22 protein-coding genes are annotated in these 24,004 nt (G+C 35.3%); 17 read left to right on the top strand and 5 right to left on the bottom strand.

The window, feature by feature from the left end:
- Positions 1–9: 9 nt before the first annotated feature.
- From MKI85_RS08375 to MKI85_RS08355, 5 genes are all read right to left on the bottom strand, one after another.
- Positions 10–699 carry an FKBP-type peptidyl-prolyl cis-trans isomerase gene (locus tag MKI85_RS08375; protein ID WP_241626769.1) on the bottom strand — a complete coding sequence of 230 codons (690 nt, stop codon included), beginning with the start codon at positions 697–699 and terminating at the stop codon, positions 10–12.
- Positions 700–902: 203 nt separating this feature from the next.
- Positions 903–1,607, bottom strand: a complete 705-nt coding sequence (locus MKI85_RS08370; RefSeq protein ID WP_241626767.1) for an FKBP-type peptidyl-prolyl cis-trans isomerase — start codon at positions 1,605–1,607, stop codon at positions 903–905.
- A gap of 219 nt (positions 1,608–1,826) precedes the next feature.
- Positions 1,827–4,010, bottom strand: coding sequence for a polysaccharide biosynthesis tyrosine autokinase (locus MKI85_RS08365; protein ID WP_241626765.1), 2,184 nt, complete (start codon positions 4,008–4,010; stop codon positions 1,827–1,829).
- Positions 4,011–4,028: 18 nt separating this feature from the next.
- Positions 4,029–4,457: a low molecular weight protein-tyrosine-phosphatase gene (locus tag MKI85_RS08360; protein WP_241626763.1), complete on the bottom strand. Its 429-nt coding sequence runs from the start codon at positions 4,455–4,457 to the stop codon at positions 4,029–4,031.
- On the bottom strand, positions 4,457–5,560 hold the full coding sequence (locus MKI85_RS08355; protein ID WP_241626761.1) for a polysaccharide biosynthesis/export family protein: 1,104 nt from the start codon (positions 5,558–5,560) through the stop codon (positions 4,457–4,459). Before MKI85_RS08355 ends, MKI85_RS08360 begins: the two co-directional genes overlap by 1 nt.
- Before the next feature lie 205 nt (positions 5,561–5,765).
- Here MKI85_RS08355 and tviB point away from each other — a divergent pair, with 205 nt between their 5' ends.
- From tviB to pgi, 17 genes are all read left to right on the top strand, one after another.
- Positions 5,766–7,043 (top strand): Vi polysaccharide biosynthesis UDP-N-acetylglucosamine C-6 dehydrogenase TviB, encoded by a 1,278-nt coding sequence (tviB, locus tag MKI85_RS08350; protein WP_241626759.1) that lies wholly within the window; start codon positions 5,766–5,768, stop codon positions 7,041–7,043.
- 18 nt (positions 7,044–7,061) lie between these two features.
- Positions 7,062–8,258, top strand: a complete 1,197-nt coding sequence (locus MKI85_RS08345; protein WP_241626757.1) for a UDP-N-acetylglucosamine 4,6-dehydratase — start codon at positions 7,062–7,064, stop codon at positions 8,256–8,258.
- Positions 8,258–9,409, top strand: a complete 1,152-nt coding sequence (locus MKI85_RS08340; RefSeq protein ID WP_241626755.1) for a LegC family aminotransferase — start codon at positions 8,258–8,260, stop codon at positions 9,407–9,409. Before MKI85_RS08345 ends, MKI85_RS08340 begins: the two co-directional genes overlap by 1 nt.
- Before the next feature lies 1 nt (position 9,410).
- Positions 9,411–10,547, top strand: a complete 1,137-nt coding sequence (gene neuC, locus MKI85_RS08335) for a UDP-N-acetylglucosamine 2-epimerase (RefSeq protein WP_241626753.1) — start codon at positions 9,411–9,413, stop codon at positions 10,545–10,547.
- Entirely contained in the window at positions 10,537–11,628 is a 1,092-nt protein-coding gene (locus tag MKI85_RS08330; RefSeq protein WP_241626751.1) for an N-acetylneuraminate synthase family protein, read from the top strand. The genes neuC and MKI85_RS08330 overlap by 11 nt, the downstream gene beginning before the upstream one ends.
- A gap of 3 nt (positions 11,629–11,631) precedes the next feature.
- A complete protein-coding gene (locus MKI85_RS08325; RefSeq protein WP_241626750.1) occupies positions 11,632–12,276 on the top strand; it encodes an acetyltransferase in 645 nt (214 codons plus the stop codon).
- Positions 12,269–13,327: a nucleotidyltransferase family protein gene (locus MKI85_RS08320; protein ID WP_241626748.1), complete on the top strand. Its 1,059-nt coding sequence runs from the start codon at positions 12,269–12,271 to the stop codon at positions 13,325–13,327. The genes MKI85_RS08325 and MKI85_RS08320 overlap by 8 nt, the downstream gene beginning before the upstream one ends.
- Complete coding sequence (locus MKI85_RS08315; protein WP_241626746.1) at positions 13,327–14,025, top strand: acylneuraminate cytidylyltransferase family protein; 699 nt, start codon at positions 13,327–13,329, stop codon at positions 14,023–14,025. The genes MKI85_RS08320 and MKI85_RS08315 overlap by 1 nt, the downstream gene beginning before the upstream one ends.
- 1 nt (position 14,026) lies before the next feature.
- Positions 14,027–14,917: a hypothetical protein gene (locus MKI85_RS08310; protein ID WP_241626745.1), complete on the top strand. Its 891-nt coding sequence runs from the start codon at positions 14,027–14,029 to the stop codon at positions 14,915–14,917.
- A 22-nt stretch (positions 14,918–14,939) separates the two neighbouring features.
- Positions 14,940–16,166, top strand: coding sequence for an oligosaccharide flippase family protein (locus MKI85_RS08305; RefSeq protein ID WP_241626742.1), 1,227 nt, complete (start codon positions 14,940–14,942; stop codon positions 16,164–16,166).
- Positions 16,154–17,347, top strand: coding sequence for an O-antigen polymerase (locus MKI85_RS08300; protein WP_241626741.1), 1,194 nt, complete (start codon positions 16,154–16,156; stop codon positions 17,345–17,347). Before MKI85_RS08305 ends, MKI85_RS08300 begins: the two co-directional genes overlap by 13 nt.
- A gap of 5 nt (positions 17,348–17,352) precedes the next feature.
- The gene (locus MKI85_RS08295; protein WP_241626739.1) at positions 17,353–18,135 is read left to right on the top strand and encodes a glycosyltransferase family 2 protein; all 783 of its coding nucleotides are present in this window, start codon (positions 17,353–17,355) and stop codon (positions 18,133–18,135) included.
- Between the two features lie 15 nt (positions 18,136–18,150).
- On the top strand, positions 18,151–19,323 hold the full coding sequence (locus tag MKI85_RS08290; protein ID WP_241626737.1) for a nucleotide sugar dehydrogenase: 1,173 nt from the start codon (positions 18,151–18,153) through the stop codon (positions 19,321–19,323).
- Positions 19,324–19,431: 108 nt separating this feature from the next.
- On the top strand, positions 19,432–20,040 hold the full coding sequence (locus MKI85_RS08285) for a sugar transferase (protein ID WP_241626736.1): 609 nt from the start codon (positions 19,432–19,434) through the stop codon (positions 20,038–20,040).
- Positions 20,041–20,077: 37 nt separating this feature from the next.
- Positions 20,078–20,956, top strand: coding sequence for a UTP--glucose-1-phosphate uridylyltransferase GalU (gene galU, locus MKI85_RS08280; RefSeq protein WP_241626734.1), 879 nt, complete (start codon positions 20,078–20,080; stop codon positions 20,954–20,956).
- A 22-nt stretch (positions 20,957–20,978) separates the two neighbouring features.
- Positions 20,979–22,244, top strand: coding sequence for a nucleotide sugar dehydrogenase (locus tag MKI85_RS08275; protein WP_241626733.1), 1,266 nt, complete (start codon positions 20,979–20,981; stop codon positions 22,242–22,244).
- Positions 22,241–23,914, top strand: coding sequence for a glucose-6-phosphate isomerase (gene pgi / locus MKI85_RS08270; protein ID WP_241626731.1), 1,674 nt, complete (start codon positions 22,241–22,243; stop codon positions 23,912–23,914). The genes MKI85_RS08275 and pgi overlap by 4 nt, the downstream gene beginning before the upstream one ends.
- The last annotated feature ends 90 nt before the right edge of the window (positions 23,915–24,004 follow it).

Here is a 24,004-nt window from a genome sequence, read left to right as displayed (position 1 = left end):
CCTTTTTTATTAAGGTAACACTTGTAATAATTCGACATCAAAAATTAAGGTACTGTTTGGCTCGATAATATCGCCAGAACCAATCTGACCATAGGCAAGATTCGATGGAATAAAGAAGCGATATTTTGCGCCTTCTTTCATCAACTGTAGGCCTTCCGTCCAGCCTTGAATGACTTGATTGACTTGGAATTCGGCAGGATGCTGACGAGCGATTGAACTATCAAAAACTGTCCCATCAATTAAACGTCCTTCATAGTCGACTTTGACTTTAGAACTTACTTTCGGGGTTTTCCCTGTACCAGTTTTTAGTACTTGATATTGCAGACCTGAAGCAGTGGTTTGTACGCCTGACTTTTTGGCATTTTCTGCGAGAAAAGCTGTGCCAATTTTACTATTTTCTTCAGCTTGCTTTCTTAATTCAATCAGTTGTCGTGCTTCAGCCTGCTTTTTATATTGGGTTAAAATACGCGCCATTTCCTCATCAGTAAGCGATGCATCTTTCCCTTGAGCCGCTTCACGCAGCCCTTGAATAAAGGCTTCGAGATTTAAATCTTTCATGGACTCGGCGTTGGTACGACCCATCAAATAGCCAAAGCTATAACCGACTTGTTCTGAAGCGGAGCTGCTGGTGGTAATTGGCTTGGCAAAAGCAGTGGCACTCAATAACAGGGTAGATGCCAACAGTATTTGTATTTTCATTCAATCTTCCTAAGGAATTTTCGTGTCGCTATATTCGAGTATCAGGAATACGTAGGACAGAACTTTTTATTTTTTAGTGTATTCAAGTTCAATCAGTTTAGAACTTTTAATATATAAAATCTGTTCTAGTTGAGGAACACTCGATTTTGTAAAAAGTCGATTGCCTAAAGCGAAAGAAGGAGAGCTAAGCTCTCCTCTATTTCTTATTTCACTTTAATTAATTCAACATCAAAAATCAGCGTACTGTTGGCAGGAATGGTGCCTGGAACACCTTGTTCACCGTAACCCAATTTTGCTGGAATAAACAGAGTCGCTTTGCCGCCTTCTTTCATTAACTGTAAACCTTCAGTCCAGCCTGGGATGACCTGATTCAATGGGAACTCAATTGGTTCACCACGTTGAATCGAGCTATCAAAAACTTTACCGTCAACCAATTTACCTGTGTAGTGTACGGTTACCACAGAGTCAGCTGCTGGCTGCTTGCCAGTCCCTTCTTGGGTAATGATATATTGCAGTCCAGAAGCTGTGGTTTTCACGCCCGATTTTTTAGCATTTTCGGTCAGGAAGCTATCGCTTGCACTTTGTGTATTTTTGGCTTGATCTGCTTGTTTTTGCTGCATTTCTTGTTGGAATTGCTGATAAGCTTGTTGTAATTCTTGCTCGGTATAAGCAGGCTGGGTACGAGCGTGCCCTTCACGGACGCCTGTCACAAAGCTGTTAATGTCGAGTTCAGGTGGTGTTTGGTGGGCAACTTCATAGCCTAAAGCATAGCTAATTTTTTCAACAGCAGAAGCATTTTTAGAGGCTTTTGAAGTGATGGCTTCAGGGTGTTGGGTTGCATAATAAACTGGAACAAGTGCAGCACCGCCTAAAATTACAGCAACAGCGATGGGTAAGGCTTTACTCATAGGGTTTTCCAAAATTCATTGTAGTATTCAAAATTTGCCACCATTTTAGCAAATTTTTAAAAGCGTAGATGCTATTTCAACCAGCTTTATAATTGGATATTACTATATGCCTGTATCAATAAAGAAGCTATAACAGACTGATAAGCTAAAACATTTTTTATACAAATAAAAAGGACCAGCATAATGCTGATCCTTTTTAATTAAATAGAGCTAGAACGATCAATCATCTTGGGTATTTTTATAGGCATACGCGTAGTTATAACCATAACTTGAGCCAGCCGTACGTTGAATATCATTCAAGATAATACCCGTAACTTTAACGCTCGCTTGTTCAAAGCGGTTAACGACCAATTCCAGTTCTTTAATTTGTGTCTTACCATAGCGTGCAATCACAAGGTTAACGCCTGCATATTGCGAAATGATAATACCATCAGTAACCGCCAGAATTGGTGGAGTATCCACAATAATATGATCAAACTGAGTAGAAAGCTGTTCAAGTAAGTCTTTAAATCGCGTTGTACTGAGCAGCTCAGATGGGTTTGCGGGGCTTTTACCTCGAGTAATGACTGATAAATTTTCAACTTCAGTCGTTTTAACAATTTTATCTAGTGGTTGTTGATCATTCAGATATTCCGCCAGACCAGATTGATTATCCTGATGGAAATATTTATGTAAATACCCGCGTCGTAAGTCAGCATCAATTAAGAGTACACGCTTATTGCTTTGCGCCAGAATCACTGCCAGATTAGTCGAAACAAAAGACTTACCGAGCTCTGGTGCTGGTCCGGAAATCATAATGACATTATTTCGCGCATTATTGAGTGCAAAATGGATTGCGGTACGCATGCTACGTAAACTTTCAATCGCGATATCATCACTATTTTTGACGGCAAGAATAGGGATGTGTTTCTTCTTCTTGAGAATGTTGATACGGTTTTCTTGCACAGGCGAACGAGGAACTGTTGCATAAACAGGAAGATCAAGTTCGGTCTCGATTTGACCAGAATCTTTAATTCCTGTACGCATCATATTTCGCATCAATGCTACAAGGACACCAATAAAGCCACCGACAAAAATTGATAATAGTAGTACCAATAACTTTTTAGGCTTAATTGGTTCAATTGGCAACACCGCTGTATCAACAATACGAACATTGCCAATTTCACCGGCTTTGGCAATACGTAACTGCTGATAAGAGTTTAATAAAGTGGTGTAGAGTTGTTGTTTAACTTCAACTTCACGATATAACTGTAAATAGCGGCGTTGCAGGTCTGGTAATTGTTTTAATGTTGCATTGAGTTCTTTAATTTTACTATTAATTGAGGCAAGTTGAGCATCGATTTGCTGCATTGCAGGATGTTCAGCTGTATATTTTTCAGCAAGTTCAGCTTGTTTTTGCTCTAATTGAATCTTTTGGGTTTCAAGATTAATACTTTGAGTTAGATAGAGTTCAGACTCTTTGGTAACATCTACCGTATTATACTGTTCACGGAATTTGTTAAACTCACGTTCAGCAACATCAAGTTGTTGTTTTAGTTCAGGGAGTTGCTCATCCAGAAATTTTAGGGTTTGGGCAGTTTCCGCAGAACGACGTTCGATATTCTGTTTGCTATAAGCAACTAAAATAGAATTTAAAACTTTAGTGATGTGTTCTTTATCAGGGCCTTGATAATTCAGTCCAAGTACACCTGTGAGTTTACCTTTTTCTGCCACAGAATAATGATCAAGAATCGAATTTACCGCAGCAGGCAGCGACATCTTCTGAACATTATAACTTGAATTTAATGAGTCACGGCTAAAAATGCCAATATTCCACGTTCCATAAGAAGAGCGGTCTTGATTCAACTGGTTTAAGGAGCCCTTAAAAACTACTTCATCTGTTTTTTGATCTATTAAAGTAAATAGTTTACCTTCAAAACGTAGAAGAAGTGGTTGATTTAGATATTCAGCGGGAACATCAAACTTTCTGATCTGAAATGACTTTTCATTATTGTAAAAAGTAACAGCCTGTGGTTGATATTCCGTTTGAAAGGTATCTTGATTAAGCAGGCGATTAAAGATCGTATCATCAGTAGAAGAAATACTAAAATCTAAATGTAGTTGCTGTATGACTTGCCCGAGAACCAAACGTGATCTCAAAATCTCAATTTCTGCTTGGGCTGGCGACTTTTGCTCTACCATAGATGATAGATTACCTAATAAAGCAGCAGTACCTGCTCCCTTACTATCTTCAACCTGGATCAATGCATCTACTGCGTAAATATCTTGAGTTGTTCTTAAATAGAGTAATGCACACACCAGACTTAAGATGGTACATAAAGCAATTAGTTTCCATTGAGCAATTAGCGAAAAGAACAGCTCTTTTAAATCAATTGTGTCTTCTGTATTGGTATTTTGGCTCATAATTTTGCTATCAATGGGTTAAATATGTTTCTTCCAGTCATTTATACAATTTTGTATAAGCTGACAGGTATCATCAAAAACGGCTTGTTCATGCTGGTAAGGGTCAGGCACATTTTTCCCTTGCCAATGCCCTAATCGAAAGGTTTTTCCTTTGGAAAAAGGCCATGTCTGTTCGATATGTTTTTGTTGATTTTGACTCATCACTAATATTAAGTCTGATTTTTTAATTAACTCGGCACTTAACTTTTTTGCAATATGTGGCTGCATATCAATACCATGCCTTTGCATGCACAAAATAGCTTTATCGTCGGCACTATGTCCAATTAAACCAGAGATCCCCGCAGACTCAACATGCAGTTGGGGAAATTCCTGTTTTAAAAAATATTCAGCCATTGGGCTACGACAAATATTTCCAATACAGACCACGAGAATATTCTGAATATGCATTAGTTCCCCAACCGATCAATGTTATAAAGTGCGTTAGAGAAAGGTAGAATTTGGGTCACAATACGTTGCCAACGAGCTAACCCAGTAGAATCTACATAGACAATATCATTACGACGCATTTTAAACTGATTGGCTAAGCCAAAATCACCTAGACTGAGTAGGTTCATATGATATAGCTCAGTTTGCTGTGTTCGTCCATCACTGCGTAAGACATAAATACGACTTGCACTGGCGGTATTGGGGTTTAAACCAAGACTTTCTCCCAATACATCACTCAAAGTCATGCCTTGATCGCGCATCTGTAATGACTGATTTTTACCCGACTCACCCATCACGTAAATTTTTTGATTTTCTTTAGAATTTACATAAAGCGTATCGTTGGGTTGAATTAAAAGATTATGGAGTGAATAACCTGCTTTTTCTAAATCAATGCTATTTAACTGATAAGTACGACCCTGACGAACTAATGTGATGGAGGTATTATCCCCATACTGGGTGTTTACCCCGCCAGCTAAACCGAGTGCAGTATATACACTAACAGGTTGATCACTCAGGAAAAATTGCCCGCCTCTCATTACATTCCCTTGCACAGAATAACGTTGACCTTGATAAGACAATACGCGTGCAATCACATCGGGTGTTTTTAAATAACGAGACAGTTGACTACGCAACTCCTGATTGACTTGAGCGAGTGATTTACCAGCTGCTTTGTAGCGTCCAATAATTGGAAACTGAATATAGCCTGTTTGATCAATTTGAAAGCCATTGGCTTGAATGGATTGATCATTGTTAGCATTGCTTACAGGAGGTGTAATTTCAGGATATGCCCATAAATAAATAGATAAGATATCACCTGGACTGAGTTTGTAGTTCAGTTGAGAGTGACGAAATAAACTAGAAATATCTTGAATATCAGTATTTTGGTTTTGTTGCAAATGACGTAGTGTATTTTGATTTAACTGTATCACATTCACGGAGCTTCCTAGCTCTGTCTGATAAATGCCTTGTTCAGGTAAATCGTATGTTTGTAGGCCAGGCGCTAATGCACAACCGACAGTGCTGAGTGTGAACCCCAAAAGGCCTATATGTTGTAGAAATTTCACTCTGAACCCTATTATAAAAATATTTCAATCTTTTGATGAGATTGAGTGTATCTATTCAAAATTTAGCTAACTATAACAAATTGTATAATTTATTTATACGCATTTGCGTTAAGACAAAATGTATTTCTGTTATATTAGCCAATAGCCGATAAAATGGCATTTAATTTATTCTAAAGTCAATGAGTACGGGCATCAAGGCAGACACATGTTGCATAATTCTGAGTTAAAAATAGCCATTATTGGTCTGGGGTATGTAGGTTTGCCATTGGCAGTGGAATTCGGGAAAAAAGTACCAGTTGTTGGATTTGATATTTATCAAAAAAGAATTGAAGAGTTGAAAGGTGCACAAGATCACACCCTTGAGGTGAGTTCTGAAGAATTATTGGCTGCGACTCAGTTAAGCTATTCTTGTGAGTTAAAAGATTTACAAGACTGTAATTTTTTTATTGTGACTGTTCCAACCCCAATTGATGATTTTAAGCAACCTGATTTGACGCCATTAATTAAAGCATCTGAAAGCATTGGAAAAGTATTAAAAAAAGGCGATATCGTTGTCTACGAATCAACGGTTTATCCTGGTGCAACAGAAGAAGTTTGTATTCCTGTATTGGAAAGAGTTTCTGGACTCCAATTTAATCAGGATTTCTTTGCGGGTTATAGTCCAGAGCGTATTAATCCTGGTGACAAACAGCACCGTGTAACCAATATTTTAAAAATCACATCAGGCTCTACGCCTGAAACTGCTGACTATGTCGATCAAGTTTATAACTTAATTGTTGTGGCAGGTACACATAAGGCTCCAAGCATTAAGGTCGCAGAAGCAGCAAAGGTGATTGAAAATACACAACGTGATGTGAATATTGCGTTAATTAATGAACTGGCATTGATCTTCAATAAACTCGGTATTGATACTGAAGATGTACTCAAAGCTGCGGGTACGAAATGGAATTTTTTACCGTTTCGGCCAGGCTTGGTTGGTGGGCATTGTATCGGAGTCGATCCGTATTATTTAACGCATAAAGCTCAATCTATTGGTTTACACCCTGAAATTATTTTAGCTGCACGTCGATTAAATGACCGCATGGGTGAATATGTAGCAACGCAACTTATTAAAGAAATGGTGAAGAAGCGTATTCAGGTTGTGGGCTCAAAAATTTTGGTGATGGGTTTAAGTTTTAAGGAAAATTGCCCAGATATTCGAAACAGTAAAATCATTGATATGGTCAATGCCCTAAAAGATTATGATCTTGATTTGGATGTTTATGATCCATGGGTTGATCCTGAAGAGGTGAAACACGAATATGGTTTGGCGCCTGTTAAGAAGTTGGAAGTAGGGCAATATGACGCCATTATTCTTGCAGTTGCACATGATCAATTTAAGGCAATGACCTCACAAGAAATGCATGCTTTGGGTAAACAGAATCATGTCTTATATGACTTGAAATATATATTAGATAAAGAATTTTCAAATATTAGACTTTAGGAAATAGGGTTTTAAATAATGTCAGTTGATATTCAATTAGAATTAATTGGTCGTAAGCAAGAACTTTTTATTGATGATATTCAATTATGGGATGAAAAATTAAAAAATATTGTTTCATCTTCAAGATTTTTAGTCCTTGGCGGTGCAGGATCTATAGGTCAGGCTGTTGTTAAAGAAATTTTTAAAAGAAATCCATTAAAGCTACATGTTGTTGATATTTCTGAAAACAATTTAACTGAGGTCGTGCGAGATATTCGTAGCTCATTTGGTTATATTGAGGGTGACTTTCAAACCTTTGCATTAGACATTGGCTCTGATGAGTATGACGCATTTATTCAAAATGACGGAAAATTTGACTACGTATTAAATTTATCTGCGTTAAAGCATGTTCGTAGTGAAAAAGATCCTTATACTTTAATGCGAATGATTCATGTCAATATTTTAAATACTGAAAAAACAATTCAACAGTCTATCGAAAAAGGCGTAAAAAAATACTTCTGTGTTTCTACCGATAAGGCCGCGAACCCCGTCAATATGATGGGCGGTTCTAAACGGATTATGGAAATGTTTTTAATGCGTCAAAGTCAATATATCGATATTTCGACAGCACGATTTGCGAATGTGGCATTTTCGGATGGTTCATTACTGCATGGCTTTAATCAACGTATTCAAAAACAACAACCAATTGCTGCTCCAAATGATATTCGACGTTATTTTGTGACTCCTAAAGAATCGGGTGAACTTTGTTTAATGTCATGTTTATTGGGTGACAATAGAGATATTTTCTTCCCAAAATTAAGCGAACATTTACACCTCATTACTTTTGCTGATATCGCAGTGAAATATTTAAAGCATTTAGGTTATGAACCACATCTTTGTGAGACTGAAGATGAAGCTCGAGAATTAGTTAAGACTTTACCAAAACAAGGTAAGTGGCCATGTCTATTTGCGGGTAGCACGACGACTGGTGAAAAAGATTTTGAAGAGTTTTTTACAGATCATGAAGTTCTGGATATGCAGCGTTTCACTAATCTCGGTGTAATCAAAAATGCACTCAATATTGAAGAAGATAAATTACAGACTTTCGAAAACAAAATCAGTGCAATGCTAGAAGCCAAACAGTGGAACAAAGAAGAAATAGTCGATTTATTTAACTATATGATGCCGAACTTTGGTCATAAAGAAACTGGTCTATATTTAGATGGGAAAATGTAGTGGAAATTGCAAAATTTAATCAATTTGTACGTGATATTTATAAAACAGATCAATTCATTCCACTGCATGAGCCCCGTTTTATTGGAAATGAAAAACAGTACGTATTAGACACGATAGAAAGTACATTTGTATCTAGTGTTGGAGCATTTGTTACTGAGTTTGAAGAAAAAATTCAAAATTTTACAGGTACTAAGCGGGCTATAGCTACAGTGAATGGCACTGCTGCACTGCATGTAGCATTGCTGATGGCAGGGGTTAAGCGAGACGATCTTGTAGTAACACAAGCGTTAACCTTTGTCGCAACATGCAATGCACTTTCCTACATCGGTGCAGATCCTTTGTTTGTTGATGTTTCCTTAAAAACGATGGGCTTGTGTCCTACTGCATTAGCACAATATTTAGAAGAATATGCCTATATTAATGATTTAGGAGAGTGTCGACACAAAGCAACAAATCAGAGAATTTCAGCAGTTGTACCAATGCATACATTTGGTCATCCTGTAGAGTTGGATGAGTTAATGGTTGTGTGTCAAAAATGGCATTTAACATTGGTGGAAGATGCTGCGGAGAGTTTAGGGTCATATTATAAAGGTCAGCATACAGGGACTTTAGGTCCAATTTCAGCATTAAGTTTTAACGGTAATAAAGTTATCACTACAGGTGGTGGTGGAATGGTTTTATGTCAAGATGAACAGCTTGGTATCAAAACAAAACATATTACGACCACTGCAAAAATTCCACATCCTTATGAGTTTTATCATGATGAGAATGGATTTAACTACCGTATGCCAAATTTAAATGCTGCGTTAGGCTGTGCTCAAATGGAAAACTTAAATGATTTTCTTGATAAAAAAAGAAGCCTTGCTCAGCACTATTTAGAGTTTTTTAAAGACTCAGATACTCAATTTTTTGTAGAACCTCAAGACTGTCATTCAAACTATTGGTTAAATGCGATTATTTGTGAAAATAAAGCGCATCGAGATCTTGTATTGCAAGGCACTAACGAAAGTAAAGTAATGACTCGTCCAATTTGGACATTAATGACCAAATTACCAATGTACAAAAATGCGTTACAAGACCATTTAACGCATTCAAATTGGTTAGAAGAGCGTGTTGTCAATATTCCAAGCTCTGTTCCTTTGGAGTTTTGAGATGAAAAAAATAGCCGTATTTACAGGAACCCGGGCAGAATATGGGTTGCTGTATTGGTTAATGAAAGATATACAAAGTGATCCAGACTTAGAGCTACAGATTTTAGCTACGGCAATGCATTATTCACCTGAGCATGGGGAGACATGGAAAACTATCGTTAATGATGGTTTTGAAATTACTGAATCGGTTGAAATGCTACTTTCTTCAGATACTCCAAGTGCTATTGTGAAATCTATGGGAGTAGGGTTGCTTGGTTTTGCTGATGCATTACGCCGTATGCAACCTGATTTGCTAGTGGTTTTGGGGGATCGTTTTGAGGCATTAGCCGTGACGCAAGCTGCCTTGATTATGCAAATTCCTGTTGCACATTTGCATGGTGGTGAAATCACAGAAGGCGCTTATGACGAATCAATCCGTCACGCAATTACAAAAATGGCAACACTACATTTCGCTGCAGCCGAACCATATCAAAAACGAATAATTCAATTGGGTGAGCAACCTGAAAAGGTCTTTAATGTCGGTGCATTAGGCTTAGACCATATTCAGCGCACAGAGTTTAGAACCTTAGATGAGTTGAGTGAAATCTATGATTTTGATTTCAAAAAACCTTATATTCTGATCACTTATCATCCAGAGACTAATTTGCATGATGAGGATGTAACACCATTGTTTAAGGCATTAAGGGCTCAAGATAACCTCAATTTTGTTTTTAGTTATCCTAATGCGGACAATGGAAATACTGAAATTGTAAAAGAGATGTTGGATCTGCATGCGGAAATGCCAGATCGTGTGCTTTTAGTTAAAAGTTTTGGTATTCAGAATTATTTGAGTGTTTTGAAATATTCACTTGCAATGGTTGGTAATTCTTCAAGTGGATTATCTGAGGCACCTGCGTTACAAGTGGTTACAGTTAATATTGGTGACCGTCAGAAGGGTCGCCTACGTTGCAAATCGATTATTGATGTCAAACTAAATCAAATTGAAATTCAGGATGCGATAAAGCAGGCGCAAGAATTTCCAGAATCTGAATTAGAGCAAGTGCAACCTCCTTTGGGTTACGGTAATACTTCTCAAAAAATTATAGAAGTCATTAAGACAATAGATTTTAAGAAAAAGGCTCCATTTTATGATCTTTGATGAAAACGAAATTTATGTGATTGCTGAAATTGGTGTGAATCACAATGGTTCTGTAGAACTAGCAAAAGAACTCATTTTAAAAGCAAAAGAATGTGGGGCTAATGCGGTTAAGTTTCAGACTTTCAAAGCAGATAGCTTACTCTCAGATCAAACGGAAATGGCTGCTTACCAAAAAGAAAATACGGGTTCGGCACAAAGTCAGCTTGAACTTGTGAAAAGCCTTGAGTTGACATATGAGCAAACAAAAGAGATTCAGAACTTTTGTTATGCCGAAAATATTACTTTTATATCAACACCTTTTGATTCGGAAAGTTTAAGGTTTTTGGTCGATGAGCTTGATGTGCCATTTTTAAAAGTTTCATCGGCAGATATTTCTAACTTACCATTTTTATATGAGTTGGCATGTACTGGTAAACATGTGATTTTATCGACAGGCACAGCAAGTCTAGGGGACATTGAACAAGCATTGTCGGTTTTTGCATTTGTTCTTGATAAAGGAACAAACATTCGCCCTTCACAACAATTATTTAGAGAGTCATATTCAAAATTTGCTGTTCGTAAAAAGTTAAAAGAACAGGTATCAATTTTGCATTGTGTAACGCAATATCCAGCATTATTTGAACAATCCAATTTACGGGCAATTGAAACAATTAAAAATGTTTTTGGATTAACGACAGGCTATTCTGATCATACTTTAGATGAATATGCGGCAGTTATTAGCTTGAGTTTAGGTGCTCGAATTTTTGAAAAGCATATAACGCTTGATAAAAATATGGCTGGACCAGACCATGCGGCATCTATGGAAGCCGATGAATTTAAACGCTATGTTGAGATATTACATAAAACCCATGCGGCTCTTGGTGATGGCATAAAATTTATGTTAGAGCAAGAAAGTGATAATTATTATTTAGTGCGACGTAGTATTGTGGCGAGTAAAGAGATTGCCGAAGGTGAACTCTTTACACAGGAAAATATTACAACCAAACGAGCTGGTAAGGTTGTCTTAGAACCAAATAAATATTGGGATGTTTTGGGGAGTTATGCAACCAAAGCGTTTAAAAAGAATGATTTTATTGAATAATAAATGAAGAAACTAGCGATTTTTGGAACTAGCGGCTTTGCAAAGGAGTTATTAGATTTAGCTCTCGATCAAGGTTATACCGATATATGTTTTTTAGAAAAGGAAGCAGGGAAAAACCAAACTTTGTTAGGTTTCCCTGTGTTTTTGGAATCTGAAATAGTTGGTGTTGCGAATATTGACTTTACTATAGGTATCGCTGCTCCGAAAATTCGTCAAAAAATTTATGAATTTTATCCTCATTTGAATTTTCCAAATTTAATACATTCCCAGGCTACATTGGGTTTTGGAGTTCGCGAACAATTAGATCATTCTAAAGGCGTGATAATTGCTGCAGGTGCGAGAGTTACCAATTCTTGTAGCTTCGGTGATTTTGTGGTTTTGAGCTTCAACTGCACAATAGGGCATGACTGTAAACTCGATAGCTACGTGTCGATTATGCCTGGTGTGAATTTGTCTGGATGTATCCATGTGGGTACTGGCGTATACATTGGCACAAATGCTGCAATTCTGCCAGGTATGGGACCTTTAGAATTAAAGAAGTTGGGTGAATACTCAACGATTGGTGCTGGTGCTGTAGTGTTAAAAAATACTTTAGTGCATACAACATACGTAGGTGCACCAGCGAAGGAATTAAAACGTAATGATTGATGTAAAAAAAATAGTTTTGAACAAAAGAGACACGATATTAAAGGCATTAGAATTATTAGACCTATATGCTTTAAGAATTGTGTTGGTGGTAGATGAAGATAATCATTTACTTGGTAGTATAACTGACGGTGACATCCGTCGAGGCTTACTTAAAGGCCAAGATTTACATGCTTCTGTTGAAACGATTATGCATGTAACCCCTTATGCAATTGAGGATGGTGAATTAACAAATCGGCAGATTTTTGAAATAATGCGAGAAAAGCGTTATTTGGCATTGCCGGTTCTAAAAGCAGGTCAATTAGTCAACATTATAACTTTAGAAGATTTAATTAGCCGTAAAAGAAAAGAAAACCCTGTATTTATTATGGCAGGCGGTTTTGGTACTAGATTACGACCATTGACTGATAAATGCCCGAAACCTATGTTGCCTGTTGGTGGAAAACCGCTGTTAGAAACCATCGTATTAAGTTTAAAAGAACAAGGGTTTTATAAGTTTTATATTTCAACTCATTATTTGCCTGAAATTATTGAAGAGCATTTTGGAAATGGCGAAAAATTTGATGTTCAAATTCAATATGTGCATGAAAATGATCCGCTAGGTACAGGTGGAGCATTAAGCTTGTTGCCGAAAGAAGAAATCAAGCTACCTTTTATTGTTATTAATGGTGATGTGCTCACTAACATGAATTTTGGAAAACTTATTGATTTTCATGAACAAAACAAATCAGTAGCAACAATGTGTGTGCGTGAGTTTCAGTACCAAATTCCGTATGGTGTGGTTAATTCAGAAAATAATGTAATTCAAGGAATGACAGAAAAACCGAGTTATTTCTTTGATATAAATACAGGTATTTATGTGATTTCTCCTGAGTTACTTGCACAAGTTAATGCTGAATTTATAGGAATGCCTACAATATTAGAGCAGCAGATTGCTTTACAGCAAAAAATTACGAGCTATCCATTGCATGAATATTGGTTGGATATTGGGCATATGGAAGACTATAATCGGGCGCAACGCGATATTATAAATTTAGATTTTGGTAAATTCTGATGTTAGAGCAATACCATGTAACGGCACTTATTCCTGCAAGAGGGGGAAGTAAGCGATTACCCCGTAAAAATACAAAATTACTTTGTGGAAAACCCCTAATTTCTTGGTCGATTGAAGTTGCATTGGCTTCAATATATATAGATCACGTAGTAGTTTCTACAGATGATTTAGAGATTAAGCAGATTGCAGAGCAATATGGTGCAGATGTTCCTTTTTTACGACCAGATGCCTTATCGAATGATCATGCTTCTAGTTTTGATGTTATTAAACATGCAATAGAAAAATTGGATATTAAAAAAGAAAACCATCTTATTGTATTGCTTCAACCGACGTCTCCACTACGTTTGGTTACAGAGTTAGATGCTGCTTTAGATTTTTTTATTGCAAAAAATGCGAAAGGTATTGTTTCTGTATCTGAGACAGAGCATAGCCCATTGTGGTCCAATATTATGCCTGATAATAGTAGTCTAGCAGAATTTATTAGGCCCGAGGTAGAGGGTAAAAGAAGTCAGGATCTACCCAAATTTTATCGTCTAAATGGATCAATTTATATTTATGAGGTTTTATCTCTATTAGAAAATGATAAAATTTTCTTTGATTCAGATGTATATGGATTTCAGACAGAAAAGGCAACAGCAGTTGATATTGATAGTGAAATAGACTTTTTTTGGGCCGAAGCGATTTTAAAAAGTAAATAATATGAATTTATATATAGTTGAGTCACCATTACAGCTCATTTGTGCATTTGAATCGATAAACTTAAATAAGAAAGACCATTACCTGCTATTAATTCGCTTGAGTGGTAGAGGGGATAATGATAAGCATCTAAGAAACTGCATAGATTTTCTAGGATTGAAATGTGTTTTTTTTACTCTCAGACCAAATCATGTAAAAATAGATTTTATTTTTAATTTGTCATTATGGATTAAAGTATTTTTTAGAAAATATGAAATAATATATTTTGGAAGTGCATGTTCATCATTTATAAAATTCATAAATTTATTTTTATGGGGGAAGGAGTATATCTATTTAGATGATGGATTGGCTACGTTGCGTATACAAAAGAAAATTGAACAAAGAAAAATTAATGAGCTTAATTTTTTTACATTTTTCAACATCAGTGGAATTGGTAAACAGAAAATATATAAAAATGAATTTAATGCTATTAAAAATTATTTAGAGAAAAGCAGAACACATAGTTCGTATTTTATTGGTCAACCAGTAGAAAAGATGATTGGATTCAGCAAAGAGGATTATATAAAATGTGTTAATATGGTTGCAAAACAATACTCAAAAGAAAGCCCATTAATATATATTCCTCATAGAGTTGAAGATATTGAAAATATAAAGGGTATTTCAAATATAAAGATTTTAAAAATTGAAATGCCGGTTGAATTATTTTTCATATTATCAAGTAATGAATTACCAAGTAAGATATATTCTTGTTATTCAACTGCATTGATTACATTAAAAAATATGATTCCAAATGTTGAGTGTTACAGTTTTTATAGTAAGGTGAATAATTTAGAGGAAATAGATGTTATTTATAGCTATTTTAAAGAAACTTCTATTAATATAATTGAATTTTAAGTGTGAAGGTTTGTTAAAAAACATGTCGATTTTAAAGGATGGAGTTACATATTTATTAGCAGAGTTTATATCAAAAATAACACCTTTCTTGGTTATACCATATCTAACCAGAATAATGGGTGCTTCAGATTATGGGGTTGTTAGTTATTATCAGACTGTGATTTTGCTAATTTTAATTTTTGTTAGTATGAGTCAAGAGGGTGCGATTACAAGATATTATTATAAATACGGCAAGAAATCTTTGATTTCTATTGTTAATGTCTGTTATCTATATAACTTTTTAATTACATTTTTTCTAATTTTATTTTTTTATGTAATTGGTAAGATGGATTATATAATTCTCACATTAATTGCATCTTTCCAGTCGTTGTTTAATGTTCAGTTGTCACTTAGGCAGTGTCAAAAAAAAGCAATCCAGTATTTTTTTCTCCAATGTATTAATTCATTTGCTTTAGTATTTAGTTTAATATATTTTTTTAATTATGGTGTGTTGGATAATCTTAAATCGTGGATGTTCTCTTTTTTATTTTCTTATTTTTTAGGATTTATAATTTCATATATTAATTTTAGTAGAAATAAAAAAGAAAACTTCAGAGTAAGAAAAATTAAAATAATGCTAATATACTTTTTATCCTTTGGTATTCCATTACTTTTGCATCAATTTAGTATGTTTGCAAAAGGTCAATTTGATAAAATTTATATATATAATTATTTCGACTCTGAAAAGTTGGGGGTTTACTCAGCGGGAGTGCAGTTAGCAAGCATTGTATCTGTTGGATTAATGGCTTTGAATAAAGCATTGTTACCATACTACTTTGATTTTTTGAAAAATAAAAAAATAAGAGAGAGAAAAATTTTACTTTTTTCACTTGTTAGTTTTTGTATAGTTCCTTTACCTCCAATATTTTTTTCTTTAATAAATGATAATATTTATGCTCTTATTTTGGGGGAAGGATTTCAAGGTGTAAAACAATATACTATTATTTTCTCAGCTGCTTTTATGCTCATTCTTCCATACCTTATTGTTGTTAATTATTTATTTTATCATGGTAAGGTTTTGGTAATAAGTATAATTTCATTTTTTTCATTGCTTTGTTACTTGATTTCACTTTATTATTTTTCAAACATTAGTATTTATAAAGTGCCATATTCAATTCTTATTTGTAATTTGGTGCAGATTTTTTTATTATATCTCTATATTCTAGGTAAAAATTTATTTAATGTTAGGGTTCTTAAATGCAACTGTTAATACTTATCATCGCTGCATATTTATTTATGCCTGTTATTGGAGAGTTATATTTATTGCTTAGTGGTGACATGGTTGTTGCAGGAGATGTAACGTGGCAGCTATTTGTAAATAATTTGATATACGCTTTAATAGTATTTTCAATAGTGTTTTTTTTATATTTAAAGAAGGAAATTAATTTAATATCATTTTTACCATCTACTAAAGATACTAGAAGTTTGAGACGTATGCTAGTTATAATGATAATTTTTTGCTGTTTTGTCTTTATTTTTTCTGGTTATGATTATCTTTTTAAGGGGCAAAATCGAGGGGATATTAGGGTTGGATTTGGTCCTTTAGGTTTTTTATATAAGTGGATTACTATATATGCAACTCCTTTAATAATATTGTTGACAACAATAATCTTTATTACCAATAAAAAAATTAGTAAGAAAATTTGTTATGTTATCTATTTTTTGGGTGTTTTAAGCGCATTTTTTACAGGGTATAAGTTTGTTGTTATATTTACTTTAATTCCTGTATTTCTTTTACTGTTTTATAAAAAAAATATTATAAAGGTTGTTTTGTATATTACTCCTATTGTATTAGTGATTTTAACTTTTACAACAAGACAAGTCATGAATTACTCTAGCTATAATGACGCATTTTATTTTATTATTCATAGAATGACTGTAATGTCTGCGTTTGGTACTATAGGTGTCTGGAATTATTTTGCTAATGGTGTTGATATAGATCAATCTTCTAAACTTTTATATAATCTTTTTGGTAATACTATTAGTGAGCATGTTTTTGGTCTGAAGTTTAATTCTGTAGATGTTTTGGATTCTAATTTATCTAGAAAGATAACATATATGGTTTATCCAAATTGGGAGAAGGCTATTTCAGGAACAACTAATGTTACTGTTACTAATTTTGGTGAGGCAGTTTATATATTAGGGAGTTTTTACTGGATCTACGCAATTTTTTCTGGGGTTATTATTTCTTTTTTCTTAAATAAGATTGATTTATTTATTTACAAGGGTGATATTTTAAGAACTTGTATGTATTATATTTTTACTGCCGCGGTAATTTTGTCCTGGTTAAATTCTTCATCTTTTTTAACATTATTTAGTTTTCCAGTTTTTTTGTATATGATAATGTCTTATTGTTTTCTTAAATTTATTTTAAATACTAAAATAGTGTGAATGTTATGCAAAATAGATACTTGGTTTCGGTAATTATGCCATCATTTAACTCTTCATTATTTATCGAGAAAACTATAAATTCTGTTTTGAGTCAAAATTACTCTGATTGGGAGTTGATTATTATTGATGATTGTTCAAGTGATAACTCTTTATCTGTAATAGAAAAATATATACATCAGGATAATAGAATTAAGCTTATTTGTTTAGAAAAAAATTCTGGTGCAGCAGTTGCTCGTAACACAGGAATTCAACAGGCCCAAGGACGCTTTATTGCATTCTTAGATAGTGATGATACTTGGCATCCTGATAAACTCAATAAACAAGTCACTTTTATGATTGAAAATGGTTATGCATTAACTTATACAAAATACCATAAAGTCAATGAAGTCGGGGATTTTTTATCTACGGTAAATATACCACTAAAAGTTGCCTATAGTCAGCTCTTAAAAACTTGTGTGATTGGTTGTCTTACTGCAATGTACGATACAAAAAAAATAGGCAAAGTTGAATTTCCATTAATTAGAAAACGCCAAGACTTCGCATTATGGTTAAAAATTTTGAAATTAACTCCTTATGCTTATGGTCTTAATGTAGATTTAGCAAGTTACACGGTGCGCTCTGATTCAATTTCAGCGAATAAGTTTAAAGCAGCTCAGTACAATTGGTATTTATATCGCCATATAGAAAATCTATCCTTTATTCAATCTATTTATTGTTTCTCTCATTATATGCTTAAAGGTATAATTCGTTCGAAATTACCTTTTATTGCTAATATATTTAATATTTAAAAATAGGATTATTTAATGTCTTTAATAGTATCTGTTGTTGGGCTTGGTTATGTTGGGTTATCAAATGCAATTTTACTTTCTCAACATAATCAAGTAATTGCAGTCGATACAGATGAAAATCGTATTCAATTAGTAAATCAACGTAGATCCCCTATTCATGATCGTGAAATAATTGAATATTTGAAAAATAAAAAACTGAATTTAGAAGCAACAATGAATTATAAAGATGCCTTTGAACGTTCAGATATTGTTATTGTCGCAACTCCTACTGATTACGATGAAGATAAAAATTATTTCAACACATTCTCTGTTGAATCTGTCATTGAACAAGTAATATTTGTAAATAAAGATGCACTAATTATAATAAAATCAACAATTCCTGTAGGATTTGTTGAGTCTGTTAGGAAGAAATATAATACTTCAAATATTATTTTTTCTCCTGAATTCCTGCGTGAGGGGAAGGCTTTGCACGATAATCTTTTTCCTTCTCGAATTATTGTAGGAGAACAATCAGATCGTGCTAAGAACTTTGCTAATCTGTTGTTGCAAGGAGCTCTAAAAAAGGATATCCCAATTCTATTAACAGATCCAACTGAAGCAGAAGCAATCAAGCTTTTTGCTAATACGTATTTGGCTATGAGAGTTTCATTTTTCAATGAATTAGATACATATGCTGAAATAAAGAATTTGGAAACTAAGCAAATTATTGAAGGAATATGTTTAGATTCGCGTATTGGGAATTATTATAATAATCCTTCTTTCGGTTATGGTGGCTATTGTTTACCAAAAGACACAAAGCAGCTATTGGCAAACTATGCGGATGTTCCTAATAAAATTATTACTGCGGTGGTAGAAGCAAATAATACACGTAAAAACTTTATTGTTAATGCAATTTTAGCCAAGAATCCCAAAGTTGTTGGTGTATTCCGTCTTATTATGAAACATGGATCTGATAACTTTAGATCTTCTGCTGTTGAAAAAATTATTGAGAAGTTATTGCAGCATGATATAAGAGTAATCATCTATGAACCTACTTTGAAAGTAAATGAATTTAATCAGTGTCTTGTAGAGAAAGATTTGAACAATTTTAAAATGGATAGTGATGTGATTCTGTCTAATCGCTTGAATGATGATTTACTCGATGTGATTGAAAAGGTTTATACTAGAGATATTTTTAATCAAGATTAACATTGGTATGTAGTAAAAAAAAGCTCTTCATGAAAACGAGTGTTTTTTATATTATTGATTTTAAAGGTTATTTAAAATAATGTTAGTTAAAAATTTGAGTTTGATACTATGAAACGATTATTAGATATACTGATTTCACTAATAGCACTAATATTATTGTCTCCGATTTTCCTCATTGTTTGTTATAAAGTACGTAAAAATTTAGGTTCGCCTATTTTTTTCTGCCAAGAGCGTCCTGGTAAAGATGGAAAACTATTTAAGATGATTAAGTTTCGTTCTATGACGGACGCTTTTGATCGAGAGGGTAATCCTCTGTCTGATGAAAAGCGTATTACTCCTTTTGGTCAAAAATTGCGCTCCACTACATTGGACGAAATGCCTCAACTTTTTAACGTGTTAAAAGGGGATATGAGCATTGTTGGTCCAAGACCGCAATTAAAAGAATTTCTTGAACATTATACCCCAGAACAGATGAGACGTCATGAGGTCCGCCCTGGCATGACTGGGCTTGCTCAAGTCAGTGGTCGCAATAATTTGGATTGGGAAGATAAATTTAAATTAGACATTGAATATGTAAATACACAGACGCTAGCATTAGACTTTAAAATTATGTTTAAAACAGTTTTAGTCATGCTTAAAAAAGAAGGTATTAATGCACCCAATCAGGTCGTTGGTGCAAGTCGGTTTTCTAAAACTACAGAAAAAGTTGATGTATAATCTCAAACATTTATCTAATATGCTGTGATTTCTACAAATGATTAAAAAAGCAATCTTACCTGTTGCTGGTTTAGGTACGCGTTTTTTACCTGCAAGTAAATCTATTCCTAAAGAAATGGTGACCGTGGTCGATCGTCCAGCAATTGAATATGTTGTGCGTGAGGCGGTTCAAGCAGGAATCGAACAAATTATTTTAGTCACGCATTCTTCCAAAGCTTCAATTGAAAATTATTTTGATCGAAATTTTGAACTCGAAACGACCTTAGCGCAGAAAAATAAAACTGATCTTTTGAAAGAAATTACTGAAATCCTACCTTCACATGTGAGTGTAGTGAGTGTACGTCAGCCACAGCCCTTAGGGCTCGGCCATGCTGTTTTGTGTGCCAAAAGCATTATTGGAACTGATGATTTTGCTGTACTGCTTCCAGATGTATTGGTTAAAGCCAAATCAGACCAAAATGATCTTGCCAGTATGATTCAGCGTTATGAGACTGCACAAGCAGCACAAATTATGGTTGAAGCAGTTCCTGAGCATTTGGTGGATCAATATGGAATTGTGGATGTTGCCAGCTCGCCTTTAGAAGGTGAAAGTATCACTATGCAAGGCATTGTAGAAAAACCAGCTGTAGGGACAGCACCTTCAAATTTATCTGTTGTTGGGCGTTATATTCTACCAGCCAAAATTATGCAGTTACTGGAGCAAACTCCGAAGGGTGCAGGAAATGAAATCCAGTTGACCGATGCAATTGCAATGTTGCAGCGTACTGATTTAGTTGAGGCTTATCGAATGAAAGGCGAGACTTTTGACTGTGGCAGTAAACTCGGCTATTTGAAGGCTGTTTTGCATTATGGTATTGCACATCCTCAATTAGGGCACGAATTCAAGCAGTTGATTGCCGAATTGAATGTCGAATAAAAATAAGTGCGGTGGGTGAATTATGAAAGTTGCAATATTAGGTGCGACACTGAATGCAGGTGTCATGGCTGTATTGTTATCCGAATATGGCAATCAAGTCTATTGGTGCAGTCAACAAACTAATGAGCACTCCCATCAGAAACGGGTTCAGTATTTAGATGAAGATGTAAATTCTCGTCTTAATCGACAACATAAATTGGGACAGCTTCTTTATTGTGCTGTAGTTGAACTCCCTTTGGATGTAGATGTTTATTTCTTTTGTTATAGCCCAACAGAGATTGAGATCGCGGTTCAGACCCTCAAGACATTGGCTTTAAAACCGATTATTCATCCAAGATTGATGATTAATGCTGCAACTTTTGGATTAAATGCTACAAATAAGCTTAGCGAGATTTCGCCTCAAGATTACTGGGTCTACTTACCTGATGTGATTCAGGAGGGGAATGCCATTAATAGTGTGCTGCATTTAAAGCAGATTATTGTTGGGGTAGAGGAAGCCCCCGCTAGAACTATGATTGAAGAGTTGTTACGACCTATATTTAGTACAACTAACCAATATTTATTCATGCCGATTCTAGATGCTGAATTTACGAAGCTGAGTATCTCGGGAATGCTGGCGACTCGAATTAGCTATATCAATGACCTTGCTCTGGTAGCTGAAAAATTAGGCATTGATATTGTGAATGTGACGCAGGGTATGGGTGCGGATTCGCGAATCGGTTCAACTTATTTATCACCTGGAGTCGGTTTCGGTGGTGAAAATTTTTCGCATGATATTTTGACGTTATCCAGTGAAGTTTCAAAAAGTGGTGCGAAAAGCCGTCTGTTACAACAGGTTTTGGATATTAATGAGCAGCAAAAAGAAATTTTATTTCGTAAACTCTGGAGTTATTACCATTCAGATTTAAAAAATAAAGTTGTTGCAATTTGGGGCGCATCATTCAAAGAAAATACCTCAAGTATTCATAACTCCCCAATTCATGCCATGCTGAATGCACTCTGGGCACAAGGTGCGAAGATTAAACTACATGATCCACAAGCGCTGAAAGAAATATATCAACAGTATGGTCATCGAGAAGATTTGATTTTGTGTACAGATGCTTATGATGCAGCTCAAGATGCAGATGCCTTATGTGTGATCACCGCATGGAAACAATACGCTAGCCCTGATTATAAAAAACTACAGCAATTTATGCGTCATCCGCTTATTCTAGATGGACGTAACATTTATGATCCTCTATATGTCAAAGCGCAGGGTTTTGCATATGAGGGAGTTGGTCGGGTATGAGAGAAAATATCGAAAATTTTCCTAAGCACGCATTGCCTTCTACTGAACAAAAATTACAGCAGTTAGCGGAACAAATGCAGTTGGTTCATTTGAACCAGCTCTTTGCAGAGCAACCACAACGTTTTGAAAACTTCAGTTTGCGTTGTGAAGATTTGCTTTTTGATTTTAGTAAGCACCGTGTCAATTTGCTTGTGACAAAGGCATTGCTCTCATTAGCAGAAGCAAAACAATTAAAAGCTTGGATCGGTCGTCTATTTTCAGTTGAGACAATTAATTACACCGAGCAACGTGCAGCGATGCATTGGGCTTTGCGCTTGCCTCAAGATTCCGATGTTTTTCCTGAATTATCGCAGCAAGTGCATGAACAATTAGGCCGAATGTTTGATTTGGTGGAAAAAATACATGCAGGACAATATCGTGGAGTGACGGGTGAGGTCATTCAAGATGTGGTGAATATTGGGGTGGGTGGCTCAGATTTGGGTCCTTTGATGGTCTCTCATGCCTTATCGGATTTTAAAGTCCAAACAGCGAAGCCCTTAAATGTCCATTTTGTGTCGACCATGGATGGCAGCCAGCTTTCAGAGCTCTTACATCAGTTAAGACCTGAAACCACCTTGTTTATTATTTCTTCCAAATCATTTGGAACAATTGATACCTTGTCGAATGCGGAAACGGTGCGCCAATGGCTGGAGAAAAGCTTAGGGCAACGCGATTGTGTGCTTAAAAGTCATTTTATTGGCGTATCAACTAAACCTGAAAAAATGACGGCCTGGGGAATTCATCCTGATCACCAGTTCTTATTATGGGACTGGGTAGGAGGGCGTTATTCTCTTTGGTCTTGTATTGGATTACCGATTGCTTTGCAAATTGGAGTTGACGGATTTAAAGCCCTACTTTCGGGTGCACATTTGGTGGATCAACATTTTCAAAATGCACCGTTTGAGCAAAATATTCCTGTGCTGATGGGTTTATTAGGGGTATGGAATACTAACTATCTGAATATGCAGACCCATGCTGTTCTGCCTTATGATGGTCGGTTGAAATATTTTGCTGCGTATTTACAGCAGCTCGAAATGGAATCCAACGGTAAATCTCTACAGAGGAATCATCAAAAAGTTGAATCTGCGACTTGCCCAATTGTATGGGGCGAGGTGGGGCCAAATGCACAGCATGCGTTCTATCAGTTGCTGCATCAGGGGACGCATGCGGTGAGTTGTGATTTTATCGCACCCGTACAGCGTTATAATGCAAAACAATTTACTTATGTGGAAAATGCCGAAGCACTCATTGAGCAACATCATTTAGCTCTGTCTAACTGTTTGGCGCAATCAAGATTACTGGCGTTTGGTAATCAAGCATTGTGTGCGAATGAAGTGGAAAATCTACCAGAATATAAAAAATATGAGGGAAATCAGCCAAGTACAACAATATTGATCAATGAGTTAAACCCCAAAACACTAGGTATGCTGATTGCACTCTATGAACATAAAGTGTTTGTGCAGTCGGTGATTTGGAATATTAATCCCTTTGATCAGTGGGGCGTGGAAAAAGGCAAAGAAATTGCCAATCAGTTATTACCAGTACTGAATGGTCAGCAAACTGATATGACAGAGTTTGATGCTTCGACCCAAGGTCTACTGAAAGTGTTATTAGGCAATACGTATGACTAAAATTTTGGTCACAGGTAAAAAGGTTTAACTGATTCTCATGTCTAAAGAGGATTGTTTAATATTCTGCAATAAGTGAGCATTAGAAGATGT

It is taken from the genome of Acinetobacter zhairuonensis (assembly GCF_022601715.1).
In the GTDB taxonomy this organism is placed as follows: domain Bacteria; phylum Pseudomonadota; class Gammaproteobacteria; order Pseudomonadales; family Moraxellaceae; genus Acinetobacter.
This window is presented reverse-complemented; position numbering and strand designations above follow the sequence as displayed.